This window comes from Streptomyces sp. V4I23 (genome assembly GCF_030817975.1).
Taxonomy (GTDB): Bacteria; Actinomycetota; Actinomycetes; order Streptomycetales; family Streptomycetaceae; genus Streptomyces.
Map to the genome: position 1 here is coordinate 4,687,598 of NZ_JAUSZW010000004.1, position 22,220 is coordinate 4,709,817.

The 22,220-nt window shown below is 71.3% G+C and carries 19 protein-coding genes and 1 tRNA gene; 6 read left to right on the forward strand and 14 right to left on the reverse strand.

All coding sequences use genetic code 11. The annotated features are described in order from the left end of the window. Positions 1-58 precede the first annotated feature (58 nt). Positions 59-817, forward strand: a complete 759-nt coding sequence (locus tag QFZ82_RS23665; RefSeq protein ID WP_307717820.1) for a response regulator transcription factor — start codon at positions 59-61, stop codon at positions 815-817. On the opposite strand, the gene QFZ82_RS23670 is transcribed toward QFZ82_RS23665, so the two are convergent. After that, on the reverse strand, positions 776-1,273 hold the full coding sequence (locus tag QFZ82_RS23670) for a MarR family winged helix-turn-helix transcriptional regulator (RefSeq protein ID WP_307715065.1): 498 nt from the start codon (positions 1,271-1,273) through the stop codon (positions 776-778). The two genes, QFZ82_RS23665 and QFZ82_RS23670, sit on opposite strands and share 42 nt — an antisense overlap. A gap of 131 nt (positions 1,274-1,404) precedes the next feature. On the opposite strand from QFZ82_RS23670, the gene QFZ82_RS23675 reads away from it, so the two are divergent. Next, a complete protein-coding gene (locus QFZ82_RS23675; protein ID WP_307715066.1) occupies positions 1,405-2,226 on the forward strand; it encodes a trans-aconitate 2-methyltransferase in 822 nt (273 codons plus the stop codon). 168 nt (positions 2,227-2,394) lie between these two features. Here QFZ82_RS23675 and QFZ82_RS23680 read toward each other — a convergent pair whose 3' ends face one another. The 3 genes from QFZ82_RS23680 to QFZ82_RS23690 form a co-directional block, all read right to left on the reverse strand. Then, a complete protein-coding gene (locus tag QFZ82_RS23680; protein ID WP_307717821.1) occupies positions 2,395-4,149 on the reverse strand; it encodes a VCBS repeat-containing protein in 1,755 nt (584 codons plus the stop codon). 227 nt (positions 4,150-4,376) lie between these two features. Beyond that, positions 4,377-5,066: a TetR/AcrR family transcriptional regulator gene (locus QFZ82_RS23685; protein WP_307715067.1), complete on the reverse strand. Its 690-nt coding sequence runs from the start codon at positions 5,064-5,066 to the stop codon at positions 4,377-4,379. Beyond that, positions 5,063-6,070 (reverse strand): fatty acid desaturase, encoded by a 1,008-nt coding sequence (locus QFZ82_RS23690; RefSeq protein WP_307715068.1) that lies wholly within the window; start codon positions 6,068-6,070, stop codon positions 5,063-5,065. Before QFZ82_RS23690 ends, QFZ82_RS23685 begins: the two co-directional genes overlap by 4 nt. A gap of 220 nt (positions 6,071-6,290) precedes the next feature. Between QFZ82_RS23690 and ppc the strand changes: the two genes are divergently transcribed. Next, entirely contained in the window at positions 6,291-9,020 is a 2,730-nt protein-coding gene (gene ppc / locus QFZ82_RS23695; RefSeq protein WP_307715069.1) for a phosphoenolpyruvate carboxylase, read from the forward strand. 63 nt (positions 9,021-9,083) lie between these two features. Here the strand turns inward: ppc and QFZ82_RS23700 are convergent, their stop codons facing one another. From QFZ82_RS23700 to QFZ82_RS23735, 8 genes are all read right to left on the reverse strand, one after another. After that, positions 9,084-9,794: an LPXTG cell wall anchor domain-containing protein gene (locus tag QFZ82_RS23700; protein ID WP_307715071.1), complete on the reverse strand. Its 711-nt coding sequence runs from the start codon at positions 9,792-9,794 to the stop codon at positions 9,084-9,086. Between the two features lie 177 nt (positions 9,795-9,971). Continuing rightward, positions 9,972-10,442 (reverse strand): hypothetical protein, encoded by a 471-nt coding sequence (locus QFZ82_RS23705; RefSeq protein ID WP_307715072.1) that lies wholly within the window; start codon positions 10,440-10,442, stop codon positions 9,972-9,974. A 67-nt stretch (positions 10,443-10,509) separates the two neighbouring features. After that, entirely contained in the window at positions 10,510-11,103 is a 594-nt protein-coding gene (gene pth, locus QFZ82_RS23710) for an aminoacyl-tRNA hydrolase (protein ID WP_177150596.1), read from the reverse strand. A 97-nt stretch (positions 11,104-11,200) separates the two neighbouring features. Further along, entirely contained in the window at positions 11,201-11,794 is a 594-nt protein-coding gene (locus tag QFZ82_RS23715) for a 50S ribosomal protein L25/general stress protein Ctc (protein WP_307715073.1), read from the reverse strand. A gap of 261 nt (positions 11,795-12,055) precedes the next feature. After that, a complete protein-coding gene (locus tag QFZ82_RS23720; RefSeq protein ID WP_307715074.1) occupies positions 12,056-13,033 on the reverse strand; it encodes a ribose-phosphate diphosphokinase in 978 nt (325 codons plus the stop codon). A gap of 109 nt (positions 13,034-13,142) precedes the next feature. Continuing rightward, entirely contained in the window at positions 13,143-14,591 is a 1,449-nt protein-coding gene (gene glmU / locus QFZ82_RS23725; RefSeq protein ID WP_307715075.1) for a bifunctional UDP-N-acetylglucosamine diphosphorylase/glucosamine-1-phosphate N-acetyltransferase GlmU, read from the reverse strand. A 113-nt stretch (positions 14,592-14,704) separates the two neighbouring features. Continuing rightward, positions 14,705-14,775: transfer RNA gene (locus QFZ82_RS23730), tRNA-Gln, on the reverse strand. A 6-nt stretch (positions 14,776-14,781) separates the two neighbouring features. Next, on the reverse strand, positions 14,782-15,654 hold the full coding sequence (locus tag QFZ82_RS23735) for a hypothetical protein (protein ID WP_307715076.1): 873 nt from the start codon (positions 15,652-15,654) through the stop codon (positions 14,782-14,784). A 155-nt stretch (positions 15,655-15,809) separates the two neighbouring features. On the opposite strand from QFZ82_RS23735, the gene QFZ82_RS23740 reads away from it, so the two are divergent. After that, complete coding sequence (locus QFZ82_RS23740; protein ID WP_307715077.1) at positions 15,810-17,126, forward strand: sensor histidine kinase; 1,317 nt, start codon at positions 15,810-15,812, stop codon at positions 17,124-17,126. A 30-nt stretch (positions 17,127-17,156) separates the two neighbouring features. Here the strand turns inward: QFZ82_RS23740 and QFZ82_RS23745 are convergent, their stop codons facing one another. Both QFZ82_RS23745 and QFZ82_RS23750 read right to left on the reverse strand, forming a co-directional pair. Beyond that, a complete protein-coding gene (locus QFZ82_RS23745; protein WP_307715078.1) occupies positions 17,157-17,648 on the reverse strand; it encodes an SUKH-3 domain-containing protein in 492 nt (163 codons plus the stop codon). A gap of 11 nt (positions 17,649-17,659) precedes the next feature. Then, on the reverse strand, positions 17,660-18,166 hold the full coding sequence (locus QFZ82_RS23750) for a YwqJ-related putative deaminase (RefSeq protein ID WP_307715079.1): 507 nt from the start codon (positions 18,164-18,166) through the stop codon (positions 17,660-17,662). A 219-nt stretch (positions 18,167-18,385) separates the two neighbouring features. On the opposite strand from QFZ82_RS23750, the gene QFZ82_RS23755 reads away from it, so the two are divergent. After that, complete coding sequence (locus QFZ82_RS23755) at positions 18,386-19,408, forward strand: SMI1/KNR4 family protein (protein WP_307715080.1); 1,023 nt, start codon at positions 18,386-18,388, stop codon at positions 19,406-19,408. A 7-nt stretch (positions 19,409-19,415) separates the two neighbouring features. Further along, a complete protein-coding gene (locus QFZ82_RS23760; RefSeq protein ID WP_307715081.1) occupies positions 19,416-22,175 on the forward strand; it encodes an SUKH-4 family immunity protein in 2,760 nt (919 codons plus the stop codon). The last annotated feature ends 45 nt before the right edge of the window (positions 22,176-22,220 follow it).

Consider the following 22,220-nt stretch of genomic DNA (forward strand, 5'->3'; position numbering starts at 1 on the left):
ACCTCCTTCTCCGGGCGTCGTATCCGCGCCGATCCGTCCTCCGGCACTGGGGGTGCTTGTGGTCCGTATCCGGGTCCTGGTGGTGGACGACCACCGAATCTTCGCCGAGTCGCTCGCCGCGGCTCTCGCCGCCGAGCCCGACGTCGAGGTCACCGCGGCGGGCAGCGGGCCTGCCGCGCTGCGCTGCCTGGAGCGGGCCGCAGCCGAGGGACGGCGCTTCGACGTCATGCTCGTCGACGCGGATCTCGGCATCTCCCCGGTGCCCGCGCCGCGCGCGGTGGCGGGCGCCGACGACGGGCTGGTGGACGGGATCTCGCTGGTCGCCGGCGTCCGTGTCCGTCAGATCGCCGTGCGGTCCGTGGTACTCGCCGAGAAGGACGACGCCGCCCGCGCGGCGCTCGCGCTCCAGGCGGGGGCGTCGGGCTGGGTCGCCAAGGACTGCTCGCTGCAACGGCTGCTGGGCGTGGTCCGCGGGGTGCTGCGGGACGAGACGCATGTGTCGCCCGCACTGCTCACCGGCGTGCTGCGCGAGCTGACCGCGGCCCGCAAGCACCGCACCGAGAGCGAGCAGCTGGTCGAGTCGCTGACCCCGCGCGAACAGGAGGTGCTGCGCTGCATGGTGGCGGGCCTGGGGCGCAAAGCGGTCGCCGAGCGCCTCTTCCTGTCACCGCACACCGTCCGGACCCACATGCAGAACGTGCTCGGCAAGCTCGGCGTGCACTCCACCCTCGCCGCGGTCGCCCTGGCGCGCAGGGCGGGTGTCGGTCCGGTGGACCTAGCCGGGGATGTTGTCGAACGGGGCGGTCAACTGGCGTAGCAGTGCGGCCAGTTCCGCGCGCTGGGCGTGGGAGAGCTGGGCCAGGATCGCCCGTTCCTGGGCGAGCAGTCCGGCCAGTGCCTGGTCGGCCCGGTCGCGGCCCTCGGGGGTGAGCCGCACCAGGACGCCGCGCCGGTCGCTGGGGTCGGGCAGCCGCTCGACCAGATTCTTCTTGGCGAGCCGGTCGATGCGGTTGGTCATCGTGCCGGACGTGACCAGTGTCTGGGTGAGCAACTGGCCGGGGGAGAGCTGGTACGGCGCGCCCGCCCGGCGCAGTGAGGTGAGCACGTCGAACTCCCACGGCTCCAGCTGGTGCTCGGCGAAGGCGAGCCGGCGGGCCCGGTCGAGATGGCGGGCGAGTCTGGAGACGCGGCTGAGCACCTCGAGCGGTTCCACGTCGAGGTCCGGGCGCTCTCGGCGCCATGCTGCGACCAGTCGATCGACCTCGTCCTCCATGTCGATCAGTGTAGTTGGTCTGTCGACGTGAAGTCTCTTGACGTCAAGATATATTTTGCTTGACTATTGGGCAGGGTCGGCCCGGAACCGTTCCGTTTTTGGCTGCCCGTTCCTGCAAGGGGGACTCGAACATGCATTCCGCACCCACCTGGGATCCACATCAGTACCTGCGCCATGCCGGGCACCGCACACGCCCCTTCCTGGACATGCTCGCCCGCATACCCCAGCTGCCCTCCGGCAGCCGCCCCGCCCGGATCGCCGACATCGGCTGCGGCCCCGGCAACGTCACCGCGCTCCTCGCCGACCGCTGGCCCGATGCCCACATCACCGGCTTCGACCTCTCCCGCGAGATGCTCGCCCAGGCCGAGAAGGACCACGCCGGCACCACACCCGGCGGCGGCTGGCTGGACTTCCGTCTCGCCGACGCCGCGCACTGGACCCCCGACGAGCCGTACGACCTGATCGTCTCGAACGCGGCGCTCCAGTGGGTACCCAACCACCCCGAGTCCTTCGCCGTCTGGATCGACGGACTCACGCCCGGCGGCACCTTCGCCTTCCAGGTGCCCGGCAACTTCACCTCGCCCAGCCACGCCCTGCTCGGCGAGCTGTGCGCGTCCCCGCAGTGGCGCGAGCGTCTCGGCGACCACGGGCGGCGCTACGTGCACATCCTGGAGCCCGCCGAGTACCTGCTGCGGCTGGCCGACCTGGGCTGCGACACGGACACCTGGGAGACCACCTACCTCCAGCTGCTCGGCGGCGAGGACCCGGTGCTCGACTGGGTGAAGGGCACCGCGCTGCGTCCCGTCCTCACCGAGCTCGCCGACGACCCGGAGGCCGAGCGCGAGTTCCTGGGCCAGTACCGGGACCTGCTGCGCAAGGCGTATCCGCAGGGGCCGCACGGCACCGTGTTCCCGTTCCGCCGCATCTTCGCCGTCGCCCGGAAGGTGTCGTGATGCTCGCCGGGGACGAGAACCTTCCGGGACGCAAGCGGTTCTGCTCCGAGGCCCCGGTGGGCAACCGCCCGGAGTTCCCGGAGCCGGCCGGCTGAGGGGGCCGGGCGCACGACGGCGCCCCGCCGCGGGAGAACCGCGGCGGGGCGCCGTGCTGCCGGGGCAGCGGGATCAGTGCAGGGTGCGGTACGTGTTCCAGCCCGAGCCGACCCTCGCCTTGGCCTTGAAGCCGCCCTTGCCGTCGGCGTCGTAGCGGTACAGCACACCGTCCGACGCGCGGACCAGCAGGTCGGCGCGGCCGTCACCGGTCAGGTCGCCGGGCGTCACGAACTTGTTGAACTGGTTCCAGCCCGTGCCGATGAGCTTCTTCGCCTTGAACGGCGCCGTGGCCGTGCCCGTACCCGCGTACAGGTACAGGCTGCCGTCCTTGGCGCGCGCGAGGATGTCCGCGCGGCCGTCGCCGTCGATGTCACCGGCGCCGGCGAGCACGGAGAACTGGCCCCAGCCGGTGCCGATCTTCTGGCGGGCGGCGAACGCCGAACCGTTTCCGTTGCCCCGGTACAGGTACAGGGCACCGGCGCTGTCGCGGGCCAGCAGGTCGCCCTTGCCGTCGCCGGAGAGGTCGCCGGGGCCGACCAGGGTGTTGTAGATGCCCCAGCCGCTGCCGATCTCGCTGTCGCCGACGTAGTCGTCGTAGTTCCACAGCGTGCCGTCCTCGAAGATCTCGAGCAGGTCGCCGTAGCCGTCGTCGTTGAACGAGGAGGTGAGCGTGAGCTTCGCGCCGCCCCAGCCGGGGCCGAACTCTTCGCGGGCGCTGAGCTGGCCGTTGTTCATGCCGTAGTACGCGTACAGGACACCGGACGTGTTGACGCCGAGGACCTCGTTCTTGCCCCAGTGCGGGTTGTTGCCCGCGCCGGAGAACTGCGAGACGTGGTTCCAGCCGGTGCTGAGCTGCGTCCTCGCCTGGAAGGCGCCCGTGCCGGTGGAGATGTACCGGTAGAGCGTGCCGGACACGGTACGGGCCAGCAGGTCGCCGAAGCCGTCGCCGTTCATGTCGTCCACGCTGAACAGCTGGTTGTAGATGCCCCAGCCGGTGCCGATCTTCACGCGCGGCTTGAACGGCTGCGCGGCCGTGGTGCCGCCGTAGAAGAACAGCTCACCGGCGGGGTTGCGCGCGAACAGGTCCGCGATCGCGTCGCCGTCGGCGTCGTTGACGCCCACGAGCTGGTCGAACTGGCCCCACCCGGAGCCGACGCGCACCTTCGCCGCGAACGGCTCGGCCGCGCCGGGCTGGGCCCGGTACAGGAACAGCTCGCCCGCGAAGTTGCGTGCGAGGACGTCGCCGACTCCGTCGCCGGTCAGGTCGCCGGGCGAGAAGATCTTGTTGAACTGCTGCCAGCCCGTGCCGGACCACTGCAGGTCGGCGTAGGTGTCGTGGCTGAGGTACGACGAGAGGCGGCCGTCGGCGGACAGCGTGAAGACCGTGGGCCGGGTGGGGTCGGCCGTGTCCATGCCCGCGACCGTGAACGCGTCCTTGAACGTCTCGCCGCTCTCGCCCAGCAGGTAGGGGTAGGTCTCCTCGCTGCCGGTCGGCGTCACCCAGTACTGGCCGTCGACGGTGCGCTGGAGCAGATCGCTGAAGCCGTCGCGGTCGAGGTCACTGCGCGGCACGGCCGGCGCCGCGGCCTCGGCGACGCCGGCCACGGAGGCCGACGGCGCCTTCGCCGCGCCGGACTGCCTGATCGGAGACTTCGGCATGCTCTCGACGGTCGGAGCAGTGCGCTCCACCGGCGTGCGCGACGCCGGGGCGTCGTCCGCGTGCGCCGGAACGGCGAGCAGCATGCCCGCCGAGACGACCAGCGCGGTGCAGGCCGCGACGCGGCGCGCCGCCGTACGGCGCGCGACGGCGGGGCGGCCGGATTCCACTGAAGTCAAAGTCCCCCCTCGGGGAAAAGTCGGTTCATGCCTCGTCATCGGGACGAGGCACCGATATAGACAGTCCAGGGGGATCAAGGGATGTACGGAAAACGGCTCGATTTCCACGCTGTTTCCGGCGCGATGCCTCCCGGCACGAGCAGCGGCCGGCCCCCTCTCGCAGGAGGGGGCCGGCCGCTGCTCGTGCCGAGGCGATTTCGAAGAGGGACGCCACCGCGTCAGTTCTTGCGGTGACCTATCAGGCGCGGCTTCTGCTCCAGGCCGTCCAGGCCGTGCCACGCCAGGTTCACCAGATGCGCCGCGACCTCCGCCTTCTTCGGGCGGCGGGCGTCCACCCACCACTGACCCGTCAGCGCCACCATGCCCACCAGCGCCTGCGCGTACAGCGGGGCGAGCTTCGGGTCGAAACCGCGGTTCTTGAACTCCAGGCCGAGAATGTCCTCGACCTGCGTGGCGATGTCGCTGATCAGGGACGCGAACGTACCCGTCGACTGGGCCACCGGCGAATCGCGGACCAGGATGCGGAAACCGTCCGTGTACGTCTCGATGTAGTCCAGCAGCGCGAACGCCGCCTGCTCCAGCAGCTCCCGGGGATGGCCGGCCGTCAGCGCGCCCGTCACCATGTCCAGCAGCTGGCGCATCTCACGGTCCACGACGACCGCGTACAGGCCCTCCTTGCCCCCGAAGTGCTCGTACACGACCGGCTTGGAGACACCCGCCTTGGCCGCGATCTCCTCGACCGACGTGCCCTCGAAGCCCTTCTCGGCGAACAGGGTGCGCCCGATGTCCAGCAACTGCTCGCGGCGCTCGGCGCCGGTCATCCGCACCCGGCGGGCTCGCCTGCCGCCGGGCGACCGGTTCTTGTCCGCGCTGCTCGTACTGCCGTCACTCGCCACGCCGTCCATCATGCCGCGTCGGCGGTGGCGCTCTTGCCGCGGGCGTCCTCATCGTCCGCGTCCGCGCGACGGGCGTCGATACGGGACTGCTGCGGCCAGCGCACGTCGTACGCCCAGCCCGCCAGCTCGAACCAGCGGATCAGCCGGGCGCTGGAGTCCACCTGGCCCCGCAGCACCCCGTGCCGCGCGCTCGTCGGGTCCGCGTGGTGCAGGTTGTGCCACGACTCACCGCACGACAGCACCGCCAGCCACCACACGTTGCCCGAGCGGTCGCGCGACTTGAACGGGCGCTTGCCCACCGCGTGGCAGATCGAGTTGATCGACCACGTCACGTGGTGCAGCAGCGCGACGCGGACCAGCGAGCCCCAGAAGAACGCCGTGAACGCGCCCCACCACGACATCGTCACCAGACCGCCCACCAGCGGCGGGATCGTCAGCGACAGCACCGTCCACCAGATGAAGTCCCGCGAGATGCGGCGCAGCGCCGGGTCCTTGATCAGGTCGGGGGCGTACTTGTGCTGAGGCGTCCGCTCCTCGTCGAACATCCAGCCGATGTGCGCCCACCACAGGCCCTTCATCAGCGCGGGGACCGTCTCGCCGAACCGCCACGGCGAATGCGGGTCGCCGTCGGCGTCGGAGAACTTGTGGTGCTTGCGGTGGTCGGCCACCCAGCGCACCAGCGGGCCCTCGACCGCCAGCGACCCCATGATCGCCAGTGCGATCCGCAGCGGGCGCCTGGCCTTGAAGGAGCCGTGCGTGAAGTACCGGTGGAAGCCGATCGTGATGCCGTGGCAGCCGATGAAGTACATCGCCACCAGCAGGCCGAGATCGAGCCAGCTCACGCCCCAGCCCCAGGCCAGGGGGACCGCGGCGAGCAGGGCGAGGAAGGGGACCGTGATGAACAGCAGCAGGGTGATCTGCTCGATCGACCGCTTGCTGTCTCCGCCGAGCGTGGCGGACGGTGCGTCGGCGGACGGCTGAGCGGTGCCGTCCAGCAGATCGGGGCTTGTGGTCATGAGGGTTCCCTGGGGGTGGGGAGAGGGGGATGAAAGACTGCCGTTGCTACGGTTCCGTAACCTACGGCAACGTAAGTATGGCAGTGCCCGGCGGCCGGGCAAGAGACCTGCGGACAACGTCAGGGAAAGGGACACCTATCCTGGGTGTCGTCGGACAGCGCGGTCCGCAAGCCTCCAGTACCCCTCCAGACGTGCTCAAACACTGCAAGGAGCCGCACCTGTGAGCAGTGCCGACCAGTCCCCCACCGCCAGCGCCGAGCTTCGTGCCGACATCCGCCGACTGGGCGATCTTCTGGGCGAGACCCTCGTCCGCCAGGAGGGTCCCGAGCTCCTGGAGCTCGTCGAGCGGGTCCGCGCCCTGACGCGCACCGACGGTGAGGCAGCCGCCGAGCTGCTGGGCGACACCGACCTGGAGACCGCGGCCAAGCTGGTCCGCGCCTTCTCCACGTACTTCCACCTTGCCAACGTCACCGAGCAGGTGCACCGCGGCCACGAGATGCGCGAACGCCGCGCGGCCGAGGGCGGGCTGCTGTCCCGCACCGCCGACCGGCTCAAGGACGCCGACCCCGAGCACCTGCGGGAGACCGTCCGCAACCTCAACGTGCGCCCCGTCTTCACCGCGCACCCCACAGAGGCCGCCCGGCGCTCCGTGCTCAACAAGCTCCGCCGCATCGCCGAGCTGCTGGAGAACCCCGGCCTCGCCGCCGACCGGCGCCGCCACGACCTGCGCCTGGCCGAGCACATCGACCTCATCTGGCAGACCGACGAGCTGCGCGTCGTACGCCCCGAGCCGGCCGACGAGGCGCGCAACGCGATCTACTACCTCGACGAGCTGCACGCCGGAGCCGTCGGCGACGTCCTGGAGGACCTCGCCGCCGAGCTGGAGCGCGTCGGCGTCGAGCTGCCGCCCGGCACCCGCCCGCTCACCTTCGGCACCTGGATCGGCGGCGACCGCGACGGCAACCCCAACGTCACCCCCGCCGTCACCTGGGACGTGCTGATCCTCCAGCACGAGCACGGCATCACCGATGCCATCGAGGTCATCGACTACCTGCGCAGCCTGCTGTCCAACTCCATCCGCTACGCCGGGGCCACCGAGGAGCTGCTCGCCTCCCTGCGCGAGGACCTGGAGCGGCTGCCCGAGATCAGCCCCCGCTACAAGCGGCTGAACGCCGAGGAGCCCTACCGGCTCAAGGCCACCTGCATCCGCCAGAAGCTCCTCAACACCCGCGAGCGCCTGGCCAAGGGCACCCCGCACGAGGAGGGCCGCGACTACCTCGGCACCGCCGAGCTGATCGACGACCTCAGCCTCATCCAGACCTCGCTGCGCGAGCACCGCGGCGGGCTGTTCGCCGACGGCCGCATGGACCGGGTCATCCGCACCCTGTCCGCGTTCGGCCTCCAGCTCGCCACCATGGACGTGCGCGAGCACGCGGACGCCCACCACCACGCCCTCGGGCAGCTCTTCGACCGGCTGGGCGAGGAGTCCTGGCGCTACGCCGACATGCCGCGCGAGTACCGGCAGAAGCTGCTCGCCAAGGAGCTCCGCTCCCGGCGCCCGCTCGCGCCCACGCCCGCGCCGCTGGACGCCGCCGGGCAGAAGACCCTCGGCGTCTTCCACACGGTCAAGGAAGCCTTCGAACGCTTCGGGCCCGAGGTCATCGAGTCGTACATCATCTCGATGTGCCAGGGCGCCGACGACGTCTTCGCCGCCGCCGTCCTCGCCCGCGAGGCCGGACTCATCGACCTGCACGCCGGCTGGGCCAAGATCGGCATCGTGCCGCTGCTGGAGACCACCGACGAGCTCAAGGCCGCCGACGTCATCCTCGAAGGCATGCTCGCCGACCCCTCCTACCGGCGACTCGTCTCGCTCCGCGGCGACGTCCAGGAGGTCATGCTCGGCTACTCCGACTCCTCCAAGTTCGGCGGCATCACCACCAGCCAGTGGGAGATCCACCGCGCCCAGCGCAGGCTGCGCGACGTCGCCCACCGCCACGGCGTCCGGCTCAGGCTCTTCCACGGCCGCGGCGGCACCGTCGGCCGCGGCGGCGGCCCCTCGCACGACGCGATCCTCGCCCAGCCCTGGGGCACCCTCGAGGGCGAGATCAAGGTGACCGAGCAGGGCGAGGTCATCTCCGACAAGTACCTGATCCCCTCGCTGGCCAGGGAGAACCTGGAGCTGACGGTCGCCGCCACCCTCCAGGCCTCCGCGCTGCACACCGCCCCCCGCCAGTCCGACGAGGCGCTCGCCCGCTGGGACGCGGCCATGGACACCGTCTCCGACGCCGCCCATGACGCGTACCGCAGGCTGGTCGAGGACCCGGACCTGCCCGCGTACTTCTTCGCCTCCACTCCCGTCGACCAGCTCGCCGAGCTCCACCTCGGCTCGCGGCCCTCGCGCCGCCCCGACTCCGGTGCCGGTCTCGACGGTCTGCGCGCCATTCCGTGGGTCTTCGGCTGGACGCAGTCGCGGCAGATCGTGCCCGGCTGGTTCGGCGTCGGCTCCGGCCTCAAGGCGCTGCGCGAGGCGGGTCTCGACACCGTGCTCGACGAGATGCACGAGCAGTGGCACTTCTTCCAGAACTTCATCGCCAACGTGGAGATGACGCTCGCGAAGACCGACCTGCGGATCGCCCGCCACTACGTCGACACGCTCGTGCCCGACCACCTCAAGCACGTCTTCGACGTCATCGAGGCCGAGCACGCACTCACCGTCAGCGAGGTGCTGAAGGTGACCGGCAACGACGAACTGGTCGGCTCCAACCCGGTGCTGCGCCAGACGTTCGCGATCCGTGACGCGTACCTGGACCCGATCTCCTACCTCCAGGTCGCGCTCCTCAAGCGGCAGCGCGACGCGGCCGAGCGCGGCGAGGAACCGGACCCGCTGCTGGCCCGCGCCCTGCTGCTGACCGTCAACGGCGTCGCGGCCGGCCTGCGCAACACGGGCTGACGCCGGACGACATGAGGATGCCCCTCGCCTGAGTTCAGGCGAGGGGCATCCTCATGTCAGGTGTCAGTGCTGACGGGCCGTACGGCGACGGGCCAGCAGGTAGCCGCCACCGGCGACCAGCGCGGCAGCGACGCCCGCGAGCACACCGAGGGGCGCGCCGTTGCCGGTCTCGGCGAGGTCGCCGGACGTGCCGTCGGCGCTCGGCGCGGCGGGGGCCGAGGTGTCGGGCGTGCTCGACGGCTCGCTGCCCGGCTTGTCCTCGCCCGGCTTGTCCTCGCCCGGCTTGTCCTCACCCGGCTTGTCCTCACCGGGCTTGTCCTCGCCCGGCTTGTCCTCACCGGGCTTGTCCTCGCCCGGCTTGTCCTCGTCGGCGCAATCGACCTTGAAGACCTTGTGCTTGGCGGCGTTGCTCTTCTGGCCCTCGAAGGTCCAGAACAGCTTGTACTGGCCGTCGGCGAGCGTCATCTCGCCGGTGCGCTCGTGGCCGGAGCCGTCGAGCGTCAGCGAACCGGACTTGACGACCTCGCCCTTGACGAGGTCGTTGTTCGCCCACGCCTGGATCTCCCAGTCGACCTTCTGGGCACCGTCGAACTTGAAGCCGTCGACGTAGAAGGTGCAGACCTTGGGGTTGTTGCGGGGGTCGAACTCACCCGTCGCGATGTCGTGGATCTTGACGTTGCCGTTGTCGCCGTTCGTGGCGAACGCGGCGGGTGCGGCCGACAGCGAGAGCGCCGCGGCAGCCACCAGAGCGCCGGTGGGACGAAGGATGCGCATATGGGTGTCCATCGTGAGAGAGGGAAGATGGCGTGGGGGGGGCGGCTCAGCGTCCTGTGAACCCACCCGCCAGTCAAGGAGTCTTGTTCCGCATCTGCACCAGAGGTGCTGATTCGCCCTCGATAGTCCTGATAACGATCAGGTGAACTCGTGATGATTCAACGACTCCTGACGGCCCTACAGCACCAGGAACGACGCCACCAGCAACGCCCCGCCCGCAGACGCCGACAGCCACGCCAGCCGCGTCAGCCGCAGTCCGCCGCCGATCACCAGCGCCGCCAGCAGCAGTGCACCGCCCAGGGGCAACCAGGCATGGAGCCCGCCCGCGGGCCCCGTCCGCACCGCCTCGCCCGTACCCGGCTTCAGTACGACGGCGAGCGTCACGCCCTTCTTCACCGCGACGGAACGGTCGATCGTCACCCGGTCGCGCTCCGGCGCCGGGGCCTTGGGCACGTACGGCCCCGTGCACACCTCGTCGTCGCAGCGGGCGACCGTCAGCGTGCCGTGCTCGCGGCCCTTGGAGAGCAGGATGTGCTGCGCATTGCCCCAGGACGACGAGAAGCCGGCGACCAGGAGGAGCAGGGCGACGAGCACCATCGCCGCCTTACGGGCGTGGGTCAGCATCCGGCCGGGGGAGTTCCGCTTCATGGCCCGCGATCCTTGGCCATAGGGCTGCCGCGGGTCAACCTCGGACCGGCAGGAGGAGACCCAGGTCTCAGGAGTTGTACGTCCCCTGCGCCCGCTCCAGGCCGTCGATCACCAGACACTCCACCGCGTCCGCCGCGCGGTCCACGAAGTAGTCCAGCTCCTTGCGTTCGGCCGACGAGAAGTCCTTCAGCACGAAGTCCGCGACCTGCATCCGGCCCGGCGGCCGGCCGATACCGAACCGCACCCGGTGGTAGTCCGGGCCCATCGCCTTCGTCATCGACTTCAGCCCGTTGTGGCCGTTGTCCCCGCCGCCCAGCTTCAGCCGCAGCGTGCCGTAGTCGATGTCCAACTCGTCATGGACGGCCACGACATGCGCGGTCGGCACCTTGTAGAAATCCCGCAGCGCCGTCACCGGACCGCCGGACAGGTTCATGTACGACATGGGCTTCGCCAGGATCACCCGCCGGTTCGACGGACCCGGAGCGCCGATACGGCCCTCCAGCACCTGCGCCTGCGCCTTCTGCGCACGCTTGAACGAGCCGCCGATCCGCTCGGCCAGCAGGTCGGCGACCATGAAACCCACGTTGTGCCGGTTGGCGGCGTAACCGGGCCCCGGATTGCCGAGGCCCACGATCAGCCAGGGTGCGTTCACGTCGGACATCTGCGCTGCGTCTCCTCGTCACCGGCCCGAACAGGAAGAACGGGGTGGCAGGCCGCAGCCCGCCACCCCGTGAAAAGCCTCAAGCAGAGCTTACGGCTCAGGCCTCGGCGGCCTCTTCGCCCTCGCCCTCGCCCTCCGCGGCCGGCTCCTCGGCCTGCGCGGCCAGAACCTGCAGGACGACGGTGTCGTCCTCGACCGTCAGCGTGGTGCCCTTGGGCAGGGTGATGTCCTTGGCCAGGACGGAGTCACCGGCGGACAGGCCCTCGATGGAGACCGAGACGGACTCGGGGATGTGGGTGGCCTCGGCCTCGACCGGCAGGGCGTTCAGCACGTGCTCGACCAGGAAGGCGCCCGGCGCCAGGTCACCCTCGGTGTGGACCGGGATGTCGACGCTGACCTTCTCGCCGCGCTTCACGAGCAGCAGGTCGACGTGCTCCAGGAAGCCCTTCAGCGGGTCGCGCTGCACGGCCTTCGGGATGGCCAGCTCGTTCTTGCCCTCGATGTCCAGGGAGATCAGGACGTTCGGGGTACGCAGGGCGAGCAGCAGGTCGTGGCCCGGCAGCGTGACGTGGACCGGGTCGGAGCCGTGGCCGTACAGAACGCCCGGGACCTTGTTGTCACGGCGGATGCGGCGGGCGGCGCCCTTGCCGAACTCGGAACGGAGCTCTGCGGCGAGCTTCACCTCGGACATGTGCACTCCTCGTATTGAACAGAAATCTGGTGGCGGTCACCCGGCCACGACAGGCCTGCTACGAAGAGCGCGTCGATAACGGACCGCCGCACCAGAAGTGCGGCCTCCCTCGCCGAGCAACTACGACAGTCTACGCGGCACCCGCCGGGCTCCCAAATGGATCACACGAAGGGCCGCCCACGGACCACCCCGGACCACGCCGACAGGCGGAAGGGCCGCCCCGCGCAGTGCGGAACGGCCCCTCCTCGGCTCTGCCGTGTCCTACTTCTCCTCCTCGAACAGGCTCGTCACCGAACCGTCCTCGAAGACCTCGCGCACGGCACGCGCGATCGTCGGCGCCATCGACAGCACCGTGATCTTGTCCAGCTCCAGCTCACCCGGCGTCGGCAGCGTGTTCGTCAGCACGAACTCGCTCACCTTGGAGTTCTTCAGGCGATCGGCGGCAGGGCCCGACAGGATGCCGTGCGTCGCCGTCACGATCACGTCCTCGGCGCCGTTCGCGAACAGGGCGTCCGCCGCGGCGCAGATCGTGCCCGCCGTGTCGATCATGTCGTCGACCAGCACACACACCCGGCCCTTGACCTCGCCCACGACCTCGTGGACCGTCACCTGGTTGGCGACGTCCTTGTCACGGCGCTTGTGCACGATCGCCAGCGGCGCGTCCAGGCGGTCGCACCAGCGGTCCGCGACACGCACCCGGCCCGCGTCCGGGGACACGATCGTCAGCTTGTCCCGGTCCACCTTCGCGCCCACGTAGTCCGCGAGGACCGGCAGCGCCGACAGGTGGTCCACCGGGCCGTCGAAGAAGCCCTGGATCTGGTCCGTGTGCAGATCCACCGTGAGGATGCGGTCCGCGCCGGCGGTCTTCAGCAGATCGGCGATCAGACGGGCCGAGATCGGCTCACGGCCGCGGTGCTTCTTGTCCTGACGGGCGTAGCCGTACGACGGGATGATCACGGTGATGCTCCGGGCCGAAGCCCGCTTCAGAGCATCGATCATGATCAGCTGCTCCATGATCCACTTGTTGATGGGAGCCGTGTGGCTCTGCATCAGGAAGCAGTCGGCACCACGGGCCGACTCCTGGAAGCGGACGTAGATCTCGCCGTTGGCGAAATCGAAAGCCTTCGTCGGGACGAGGCCGACACCGAGCTGGTATGCAACCTCCTCGGCCAGCTCGGGGTGGGCGCGGCCGGAGAAGAGCATCAGCTTCTTCTCGCCGGTCGTCTTGATCCCGGTCACAGCACTGTCTCCTCAGACGTGTTCTCTGGCCGCGAAGGTCCTGGGCGCGAGCCAGCCGAATTTGTGTGCACGTATCACGGTACGCCGAGTTCGACGCAGCCGTTTCCGGTCAGTTCTCCTCGGCGACGCCTTCCGTTGCCGCCGTGGCGGCCTGCGCGGCAGCGCTGCCCGGGCGCTTGCGAGCCACCCAGCCCTCGATATTCCGCTGCTGGCCACGGGCGACGGCCAGCGAACCCGGCGGCACGTCCTTCGTGATCACCGACCCGGCGGCGGTGTACGCGCCGTCCCCGACCGTGACAGGAGCCACAAACATGTTGTCCGAGCCCGTACGGCAGTGGGACCCGATCGTCGTGTGGTGCTTCTTCTCGCCGTCGTAGTTCACGAAGACGCTCGCCGCACCGATGTTGGAGTGGTCCCCGATCGTCGCGTCACCGACATAGGAGAGGTGCGGCACCTTCGTGCCCTCGCCGATCACGGCGTTCTTCGTCTCGACGTACGTACCGATCTTGCCCTTGGCGCCCAGCTTCGTCCCCGGGCGCAGATACGCGAACGGACCGACGGTCGCCGCGGCGCCGATCTCCGCGCCGTCCGCCACCGTGTTGTCCACCCGGGCGCCCGCGCCCACCACGGTGTCCTTCAGCCGCGAGTTCGGGCCGACCTCGGCGTCCTCCGCCAGATGCGTGGCGCCCAGCAGCTGCGTGCCGGGATGCACGACGACGTCCTGGCCGAAAGTCACCGTCACATCCAGGAGCACCGACGCCGGCTCCACGACCGTGACACCCGCCAGCATCGCCCGCTCCAGCAGCCGCTCGTTCAGCAGCCGGCGCGCCTCGGCGAGCTGCACGCGGTTGTTGATGCCCAGGATCTCCCGGTGGTCGGCGGCGACGGAGGCGCCGACCCGGTGCCCCGCCTCGCGCAGGATCCCGAGCACGTCGGTCAGGTACTCCTCGCCCTGGCTGTTGTCCGTCCGCACCTTCTTCAACGCGTCGGCCAGCAGGACCCCGTCGAACGCGAACACACCGGAGTTGATCTCGCGGATCGCGCGCTGCGCGTCGGTCGCGTCCTTGTGCTCGACGATCGCCGTCACGGCGCCGGTCGCGTCGTCGCGCACGATGCGCCCGTATCCGGTGGAGTCCGGCACCTCGGCGGTCAGCACGGTCACCGCGTTGCCGTCGGCGGCGTGCGTGGCGGCCAGGGCGGTCAGCGTGTCCCCGGACAGCAGCGGGGTGTCGCCGCAGACGACGATCACGGTGCCGCGCGGCTCCCCGCCGAGCTCCTCGAGACCCATGCGTACGGCGTGGCCGGTGCCGTTCTGCTCGGCCTGGAAGGCGGTACGGGTCCCCGCGTAGTGCTCCGCGAGGTGCCCCTCGACCTGCTCACGCGCGTGGCCGACGACCACGACGAGCTGCTCGGGCTCGAGCTCGCGGGCGGCGCAGACGACGTGTCCGACGAGCGAACGCCCGGCGATTTCGTGCAGGACCTTGGGAGTCTTCGACTTCATGCGGGTGCCCTCACCCGCTGCAAGAACGACGACGGCTGCCGGGCGATTGGCGCTCACGGGTATGCCCTTCGGCTTCGGGTGGTGGACATCCGAAGGATACCGGGGGGTTTCAGGCGAGAAACGAGCGCGGGTCCTGACCGGGGAGGTCAGGACCCGAACCATGCATGCAGCTCCCGGGGGAGGACTCGAACCCCCATGATCAGAACCAAAATCTGACGTCTTGCCCTTAGACGACCCGGGATTACCGCTATGTCCGATTTCGTTGATCGGCTGCGGATGCAGCCCCTACTATGCCGCACCACCAGCCCTCGATGCGACGGTACAAGTCGGCACTCCCCTGAACGTGGATCACCAGACAGCCTCGGTACTCCTCGCCGGTGTTCTTCCGTACGGTCGTGGGGTTGTGGCGTTTGAGGGTCGTCTTGCCGAACGCGGCCGGGTCGGCGTCGACGAGGTTCGCCCAGTACTGCTCGGCGGCGGTGATGTCGGCCGACTCGTGGATCATGACGTGGAACCTGAGGCGTTCTCGCTCGATTCCGACGAGGTCCAGCCATGCGATGAACACCTGAATCATTCCTGGGTCACTGTTGACGAAGGTCACTCGCTCCCGACGGGCGTACGGCTTGTCCTTCGTCCCCTCTGCCCAGTACAGGGCCGCGCCCACGAGGAGCAGTTCCCGTTCCGTCAGCGCGCCGATGTCGAGCGCTGCTCCGGACTTCGTCTCCCTGCGCTCTGCCTCGCGCCGTCGTAAGGTCACCTCCCACCCGCGGCGGGCGATCGCCGAGGCCTCCTCGCGGGAGCGCTTGCGCTCAGGCTTCGGCAGGTCCCGTACCCACAGGGAGATCGAGCTCTTCGAGCAGCCCAGCTCCACCTGGATCTGGTCGTAGGTCATGCCCTGGAGCCGGAGTTCGCGGGCCCTGGCGCGCAGGTCGTCCTTGGCGTTCGGGCGCTTCGTCCATTCCGGCGGGGGCTCGCCCTTGACCAGGCGGTTGAGGAGGTCGTTGTTGTCGATGCGGAGGCGGTCGCGGATCTGGCGGAGGCTGAGGCCCTCGCGGCGCAGGGCTATGGCCTGTGTGCGGAGGGCCTCGAAGTCGGCGTACTCGCCGGCGGTGCGTGTCATGGGGTGATCGTCGTCCGGAATGCGGACGTCAGGGTCGAAACTTTGGTCGATTCATCAGTTCGAGCGTTTCTGGTGCATTTGGCCAGGAAGTGCGCACGCTTTGTGCTCCCGCACTCCCGCGAAAATGACTCGCGCCCGCCCGTAGTCTGGGAGCCATGACCGCAACGGGGGCAGAGCAGGACGCCACGGGTTCGACCGCCCGGGCGTGGCTGTGGTGGGGGCGGCGGCGCAGTGCCGTGCTCGACGTGGGGCTGGCGGCCGTGTCCGCCGTGGAATGCGCGCTGCAGGGGGTCGTGTTCGCCGAGCACGCAGCGCTGCCGGTGCCGTTCGGGGTGCTGTTCGGACTGGCCGTCGGTTCGGTGCTGGTGCTCAGGCGGCGGTGGCCCATCGCCGTGGTGCTGGTGTCGGTGGCGACGACGCCGGCGGAGATGGGCTATCTGATGGCCGTCGTCGGCCTGTACACGCTGGCCGCCTCGGAGGTGCCGCGGCGGATCACGGCGACGCTGGCCGGGATGTCGCTGGCGGCGACGTTCATCGTGACGTTCGTGCGGGTGCGCCAGGACGTGCAGGGCGGGGACTTCGGCGCCTGGTACGTGCCGTTGATGGCCGGCTTCATGTCGCTGGGGCTGACGGCTCCGCCGGTGCTCTTCGGTCTCTACATAGGGGCCCGGCGTCGGCTGATGGAGAGCTTGCGGGAGCGGGCGGACTCGCTGGAGCAGGAGTTGTCGCTGCTGGCGGACCGTGCGGAGCAGCAGGCGCAGTGGGCGCGTCAGGAGGAGCGGACGCGGATCGCGCGCGAGATGCACGACGTGGTGGCCCACCGGGTGAGCCTGATGGTGGTGCACGCGGCGGCGTTGCAGGCGGTGGCGCTGAAGGATCCGCAGAAGGCGGTGAGGAACGCCGCGCTGGTGGGCGACATGGGCCGGCAGGCGCTGACCGAGCTGCGGGAGATGCTCGGGGTGCTGCGTGCTGGTGAGGGTGGGCGGCGTGCGGCCGACAAGCCCGTGCCGTTGGCGGCGGTCGGGGCGGCGGCCGCGGCGGCCGCGGCTGCGGCGGCGGCGGACGGTCCGTGTCTGGCGGACATCGAGGTGCTGGTGGGGCAGTCCCGGCAGGCGGGCATGGTGGTGGAGTTCGCGGTGCAGGGGGAGGCGCGGGGCTACGCGCCGGAGGTGGAGCAGACGGCGTACCGCGTGGTGCAGGAGGCGCTGACCAATGTGCACAAGCATGCGGCGGGCGCGAAGGTGAGGGTGCGGCTGGCGCACCGTGAGGCCGAGGTCGCCATGCAGGTGGAGAACGGTGCTCCGGATGCGGCGGGCGCCGCGTCGGCGCCGGGTCTGCCGAGTGGGGGGAACGGACTGGTGGGGATGCGCGAGCGGGTCTCGGCGCTGGGAGGGGTGTTCGTCTCGGGCCCGACGGATGTCGGCGGTTTCCGGGTCTCGGCGGTTCTCCCGTACCGCGCCGAGGCGGTCTGACCGAGACGCGGAGGTGCCGCGCGGCCGGCGCTACCCGGTCGTGAGGCGGGCGGGCTGGATGCCGGTGATCAGCGTGGTGAGCGCCTGGTCGATGTCCGGGCCCAGGTACCAGTCGCCGGTGTGGTCGATGCTGTAGACGCGGCCCTCGGTGTCCATGGCGAGCACCGCCTGGTGGTCTGCTTCCCTCCCGAGCGGTGAGATCTCGGTGTCCAGGGCGCGTCCCAGGTCGGAGAGGGTGCGGGCGAGGTGGAGGCCGGCGAGGGGGTCGAAGTGCAACGGGGCGGGGGCGTGCTGCCGGCCGGGTCCGGGGGCGGTGACGGTCAGCCCGCCGAATTCGGCCCAGGCCTCGACGACGGCGGGGAAGACGCTGTGCCGGTGGCCGGCGGGGGAGGCGTGCGCGCGCAGGGTGTCGGCCCAGTGCTCGGCCTGCTTGATGTCCCACCGGCCGGGCTGCCAGCCCGCCTCGCGCAGTGCTGCGTCGACGGCGACGGGGAACCGGGTCGTGCTCAGGTGGTCGGGCATCGGTGTGGGTGTCAGCCGTTCTTGGGTGCGGTCGGGTCGACGGGGCGTACGCCGAAGTGGTCCAGCATCGCGGTGCACGACCGGCAGGGCGGCGCGTAGCTGCCGTGGAGCGGGTCGCCGTCCTCGCGGATGCGTCGTGCGGTGAGCTTGGAGTGCTTGAGCGCGCGGCGGGCCTCACTGTGGGTGAGGGGCTTGCGCTGGGCGCGTTTGGAGCGCTGGCTCTCGGCGGAGGCGAGGTGCCGGGAGAGCAGGATGGCCTCGGGGCACCGGCCGGTGAAGCGTTCGCGCTGGCCGCTGGTGAGGGTGTCGAGGAAGTCCTGTACGAGTGGGTGGAGTGTGGGTGGCTGGTCGCCTTTGCCCGCGGTGCAGGTCAGGGTCTCGCCGCGTACGGAGAGTGCGGCGGCGACGGCGGGCAGGATGCCGTCGCGGCGGTGGCGGAGGGCGGGCGGGCGTGTGGTGTCGTCGCTGCTCCAGTTGAGGCGTGGATCACCGGTCGTGCGTGGTCGCGCTGTGTGCATGGCGCTTCGGTCCCTCCCGTGCACTCCCCCGAGTGGCGAGGGAACAGCCTGCCAAATGGGGCGGGGGGTGTGGAAGCTGGGTCGCTGAAACGTGTCGCCGATGGGCTCTGGGTCACTCGAAAGTGACTGTTCGTTACGGAAGCGGAGCGTCGGCAGCCCGTCTTGCCGTACCGCATAGGCTGTGCTGAACCAGCCAGACGCCACAGGGGGCAAATCGCCATGACGACAGGTCGGCAGGGCCTGGGGGCAGCAATGGGCCCCGGGGCCGGCGCGCGTACCGCGCCACCGAATGCGGCCTACGCCGGGCAGGTCGTGCACTTCCCGGATCCGGTCCGGGCGGCGCGTCATCCGCGCGGGGTGCGCATCGACGACAACGGCTTCCCGGACTTCTCGCCGTACGCGCGGGCGGCCGCGGAGATTGCCGAGCCTCCGGAGGGCTTCGGCGTGGACGAGCTGCGGCTGACCGACTTCGTGTCGGCGAACGCGGCGCTGCACGCGGACGGGCACGCGCTGTGGGACACGGTTCCCGCGGTGGCGACGCCGCACGGCTGGACCTGGCACCACGTGCCGGGGACGCGCCGGCTCGAGCTGGTTCCGGTCGAGGTGAAGGCGCTGCTGCGGCATCACGGCGGTCTGGCGACGGCTCCGGTGGACCAGGGCAAGCGCGGCACGCGCCCGCTCCAGGAGACGCGGCCCGCGCACTTCGGTCTGCCGAGGAACGCGGTGTCGGTGACCGAGCAGCAGTTGCAGGGGGTGGAGGAGGACCTGGGCTACCGGCTGCCCGGCCCGTACCGTTCCTTCCTCAAGGCGGCGGGCGGTTGTGCGCCGGTGGGCGCGGCGCTCGACGCGGAGCTGGGGCTGCTGGTGGACCAGCCGTTCTTCACGGTGCGCGACGAGGCCGCGGTGAACGACCTGGTGTACGTCAACAAGTGTCTTCGTGACCATCTGACGAAGGATTACCTGGGCGTCGCCTTCGTCCAGGGCGGGATCCTCGCGGTGAAGGTGAGGGGTTCGGACGTCGGGTCGGTGTGGTTCTGCGCGTACGACGACGCGCGGGACGTCAGCGAAGCGGCCGGCTGGAACGTGCAGGAGCGGGTGGATCGCCTGCTGCTGCCGTGCGGCGAGGACTTCGACGCGTTCCTGCGGCGGCTCGCCGGCAATCCGCCGGAGCTGGAGACCGTGGCGAATCTGATGGTGGACGGCGGCTTCGCGCGGGCCGTTCCGGTTCCGGGCGAGGGGTGACGGTCCGATGGTGACGTTTGCGCAGGCGCAGGAGCGCGCCGAGGAGTGGGTGAACGGTGATGTGCCCGCGTACCAGCACCGCGAGGTGCGGGTGCGGGAGTTCGAGCTGGGCTTCGTGGTGTGGGCGGAGGACCGCGAGGGGGGTGCGCGTTCGGACGGCGGGGAGCAGCGGCTGGTGATCGCCCGGGACAGCGGTGAGGTGACGCTGTGGCCGGGGCTGCCGGTGGGTGAGGTGATCCGCCGGTACGAGGAGGAGTACGGGGCGCAGGTGGCCGCGGCGGCCCCGTCCGCGGCGGAGCCGCCGCAGCGTATCGATCTGAACCAGACGTCGTTCCTGCTGAGCCCGCCGGAGTGGTTGCAGGAGGCGGCGGACAAGCTGGGCATCCCGGACCGGCGTGCGGCGGTGTCCGGCGCGGACGCCGACGCGTCGCCCGCGCCCGCGGGTGTGCCGTCCTCTCCGGGTGTCTCCGGCCCGGGAGGGACGCCCGCCACGGGCGACGACGACTTCGCTTCGTCCGGCGGCAACTCCTCGCAGGCGACGGGGAGTTCCTCGTCGGCTCCTGCGGCCGCCGCGCCGTGGCCGGATGCCGGCGCTGCTGCGGACGACGGGGACGCCCCGCGCGGCGGCGGCCCTGAGTGGCCGAGCGCGGGCGGCGCCGACCACGAGCCGACGGCGTCCGACGGTGTGCCCGCACGTCCGGCCGGGAGCACCGGCTGGACGGACACAAGCGCGGACGGCGGCGACGACGTGTCCGTGCCGCTGCCCGCGACGGTGTTCGCGCCGCCGGTGACGGTGGACGGCGACGCCACCCCGCCGCCGGTCGCCCCCGATGCTCCGACGGCGCTCATGTCGGGCGGGAGTCAGCTGCCGCGTACGGCGGTCGCTCCGGCGCTCGACCCGCAGGCCGGGCCGGGCGCGCGGCCGCCCGCTCCCTCGGCCCCCTCCTCGGCGACGCCGCCGCCCGCCGGCCCGCCGGCCGCCCCGCAGGGCCCGAGCGCGGCCGACATCGCGGACGCGGCGACGAGCAAGGCGGTCCTTCCGCCGCGCGGTGCGCGCGGCGGGGCTGCCGGGGGCGCGACGCCTCCGCCGCCGCCCGGTGCTCCGGGCACGCCCGGCGCACGGCCGGGTGCCACGCCGCCGCCGACGGGCCCGGGGACTCCCGGCGCGCCCGCGGGCGGCTATCTGCCGACGCAACTCGTCTCGCAGCTCGGCCCGGAGGGGCCGCAGCCCCCCGAGCCGTCCGGTTCGACGCCGCCGCCTCCTGGTCCGCCTGCGCCTCCTGGTGCGACGCCGCCTCCGGGTGGCGGGGTGCATCATGCGGCGACGATGCTGGCCGGTCCCGCGCAGATGGGTCCGGGTGCGCCGCAGCCTCCGGGGCCTCCTGGTCCGCCGCGTCCTGCGGGTTCGACGCCGCCGCCTCCTGGTCCGCCTGCGCCTCCTGGTGCGACGCCGCCTCCGGGTGGCGGGGTGCATCATGCGGCGACGATGCTGGCCGGTCCCGCGCAGATGGGTCCGGGTGCGCCGCAGCCTCCGGGGCCTCCTGGTCCGCCGCGTCCTGCGGGTGCGACGCCGCCGCCTCCTGGTCCGCCTGCGCCTCCTGGTGCGACGCCGCCTCCGGGTGGCGGGGTGCATCATGCGGCGACGATGCTGGCCGGTCCCGCGCAGATGGGTCCGGGCGCCCCGCAGCCTCCGGGGCCTCCCGGCGCCCCCGGTCCGGTGCCGCACGTGCCGCGGCCCGGGCAGCCGGCGGGCGGCCCGCCCGCGTACGGCTACCCGCAGCAGCCCTCCGGTGTGCCGACGGTCGGCCCCGGCTACCAGGCGGTGCTGCGCTACCGCGCGCCCGACGGCTCCGAGGCCCAGCTGATCCGCCGTTCGGCGCCGGGCACCCCGCATCCGGAGTGGCAGATCCTGCACGAGCTGCGCGCCATGAACGTGCCGCCGCAGCAGGTGCTGGAGCTGCACACCGAGCTGGAGTCGTGCGAGCTGCCGGGGGCGTACTGCGCGCGCATGATCCGTGAGACGTGGCCGCAGGCGCGGATCACCTCGATTGCCCCGTACGGCAGGGACCACGCGTCCCGTCAGCAGGGCATGGCGCAACTGATCGCCCACCAGGGCGAGTTGCACCAGGTCGCGGACGGGCCCGCCCGGCCCGCGCCGGTGCGTGCCCCGCTGCCGCAGGTTCCGCCCGCTCCGCCGATCCCTCCGGAGGGTGTCGCGCAGGAGCTGGCGGCGGCGTTCGGCCCGCAGGGGCTGTGCCGGTTCGACCAGCGGGCGGTGTCGCGCCAGGGTGTGCCGGAGATCGTGGCGGCGACCCTGGTGTGGGCGGGCCTGCCGGGCGACTTCAACCCGTTCTTCTGGGCTCAGCCGGCCCAGCCGGTGGTGCCGACGCTCGCGGAGCTCGCCGCGCAGCGGCAGGTGCAGCCCGCGTCGGACGCGGGCTCGTACCTGGTGCTCGGCAGCGACTTCGGCCGTGCGATCTGTGTCCAGTACGGCACGGCGCACATCGTCGCGGTCCCGGTCGAGGGCGGTCCGGGCGGTGCGCCGGTGGCGCCGCAGTTCGTGAACACGGGCCTGCCCGAGTTCGTGCGCTGCATGGCGCTGCTCGGCCGCATGTGGCGGCTGCGCTTCGGGCTGAACCCGGAGCAGGCGGGCCGCTGGACGGTCGACTTCCAGGCGCAGTTGGCCGCCCTGGACCCGGCGGCGCTGGCGTCGCCGGAGAGCTGGTGGTCGGTGCTGCTGGAGCAGATGTGGGACGGGCTGCTCTGACCCGTTGAGCAACAGGCCGGGCGCCGTGGTCCGCGAGGGCGGACA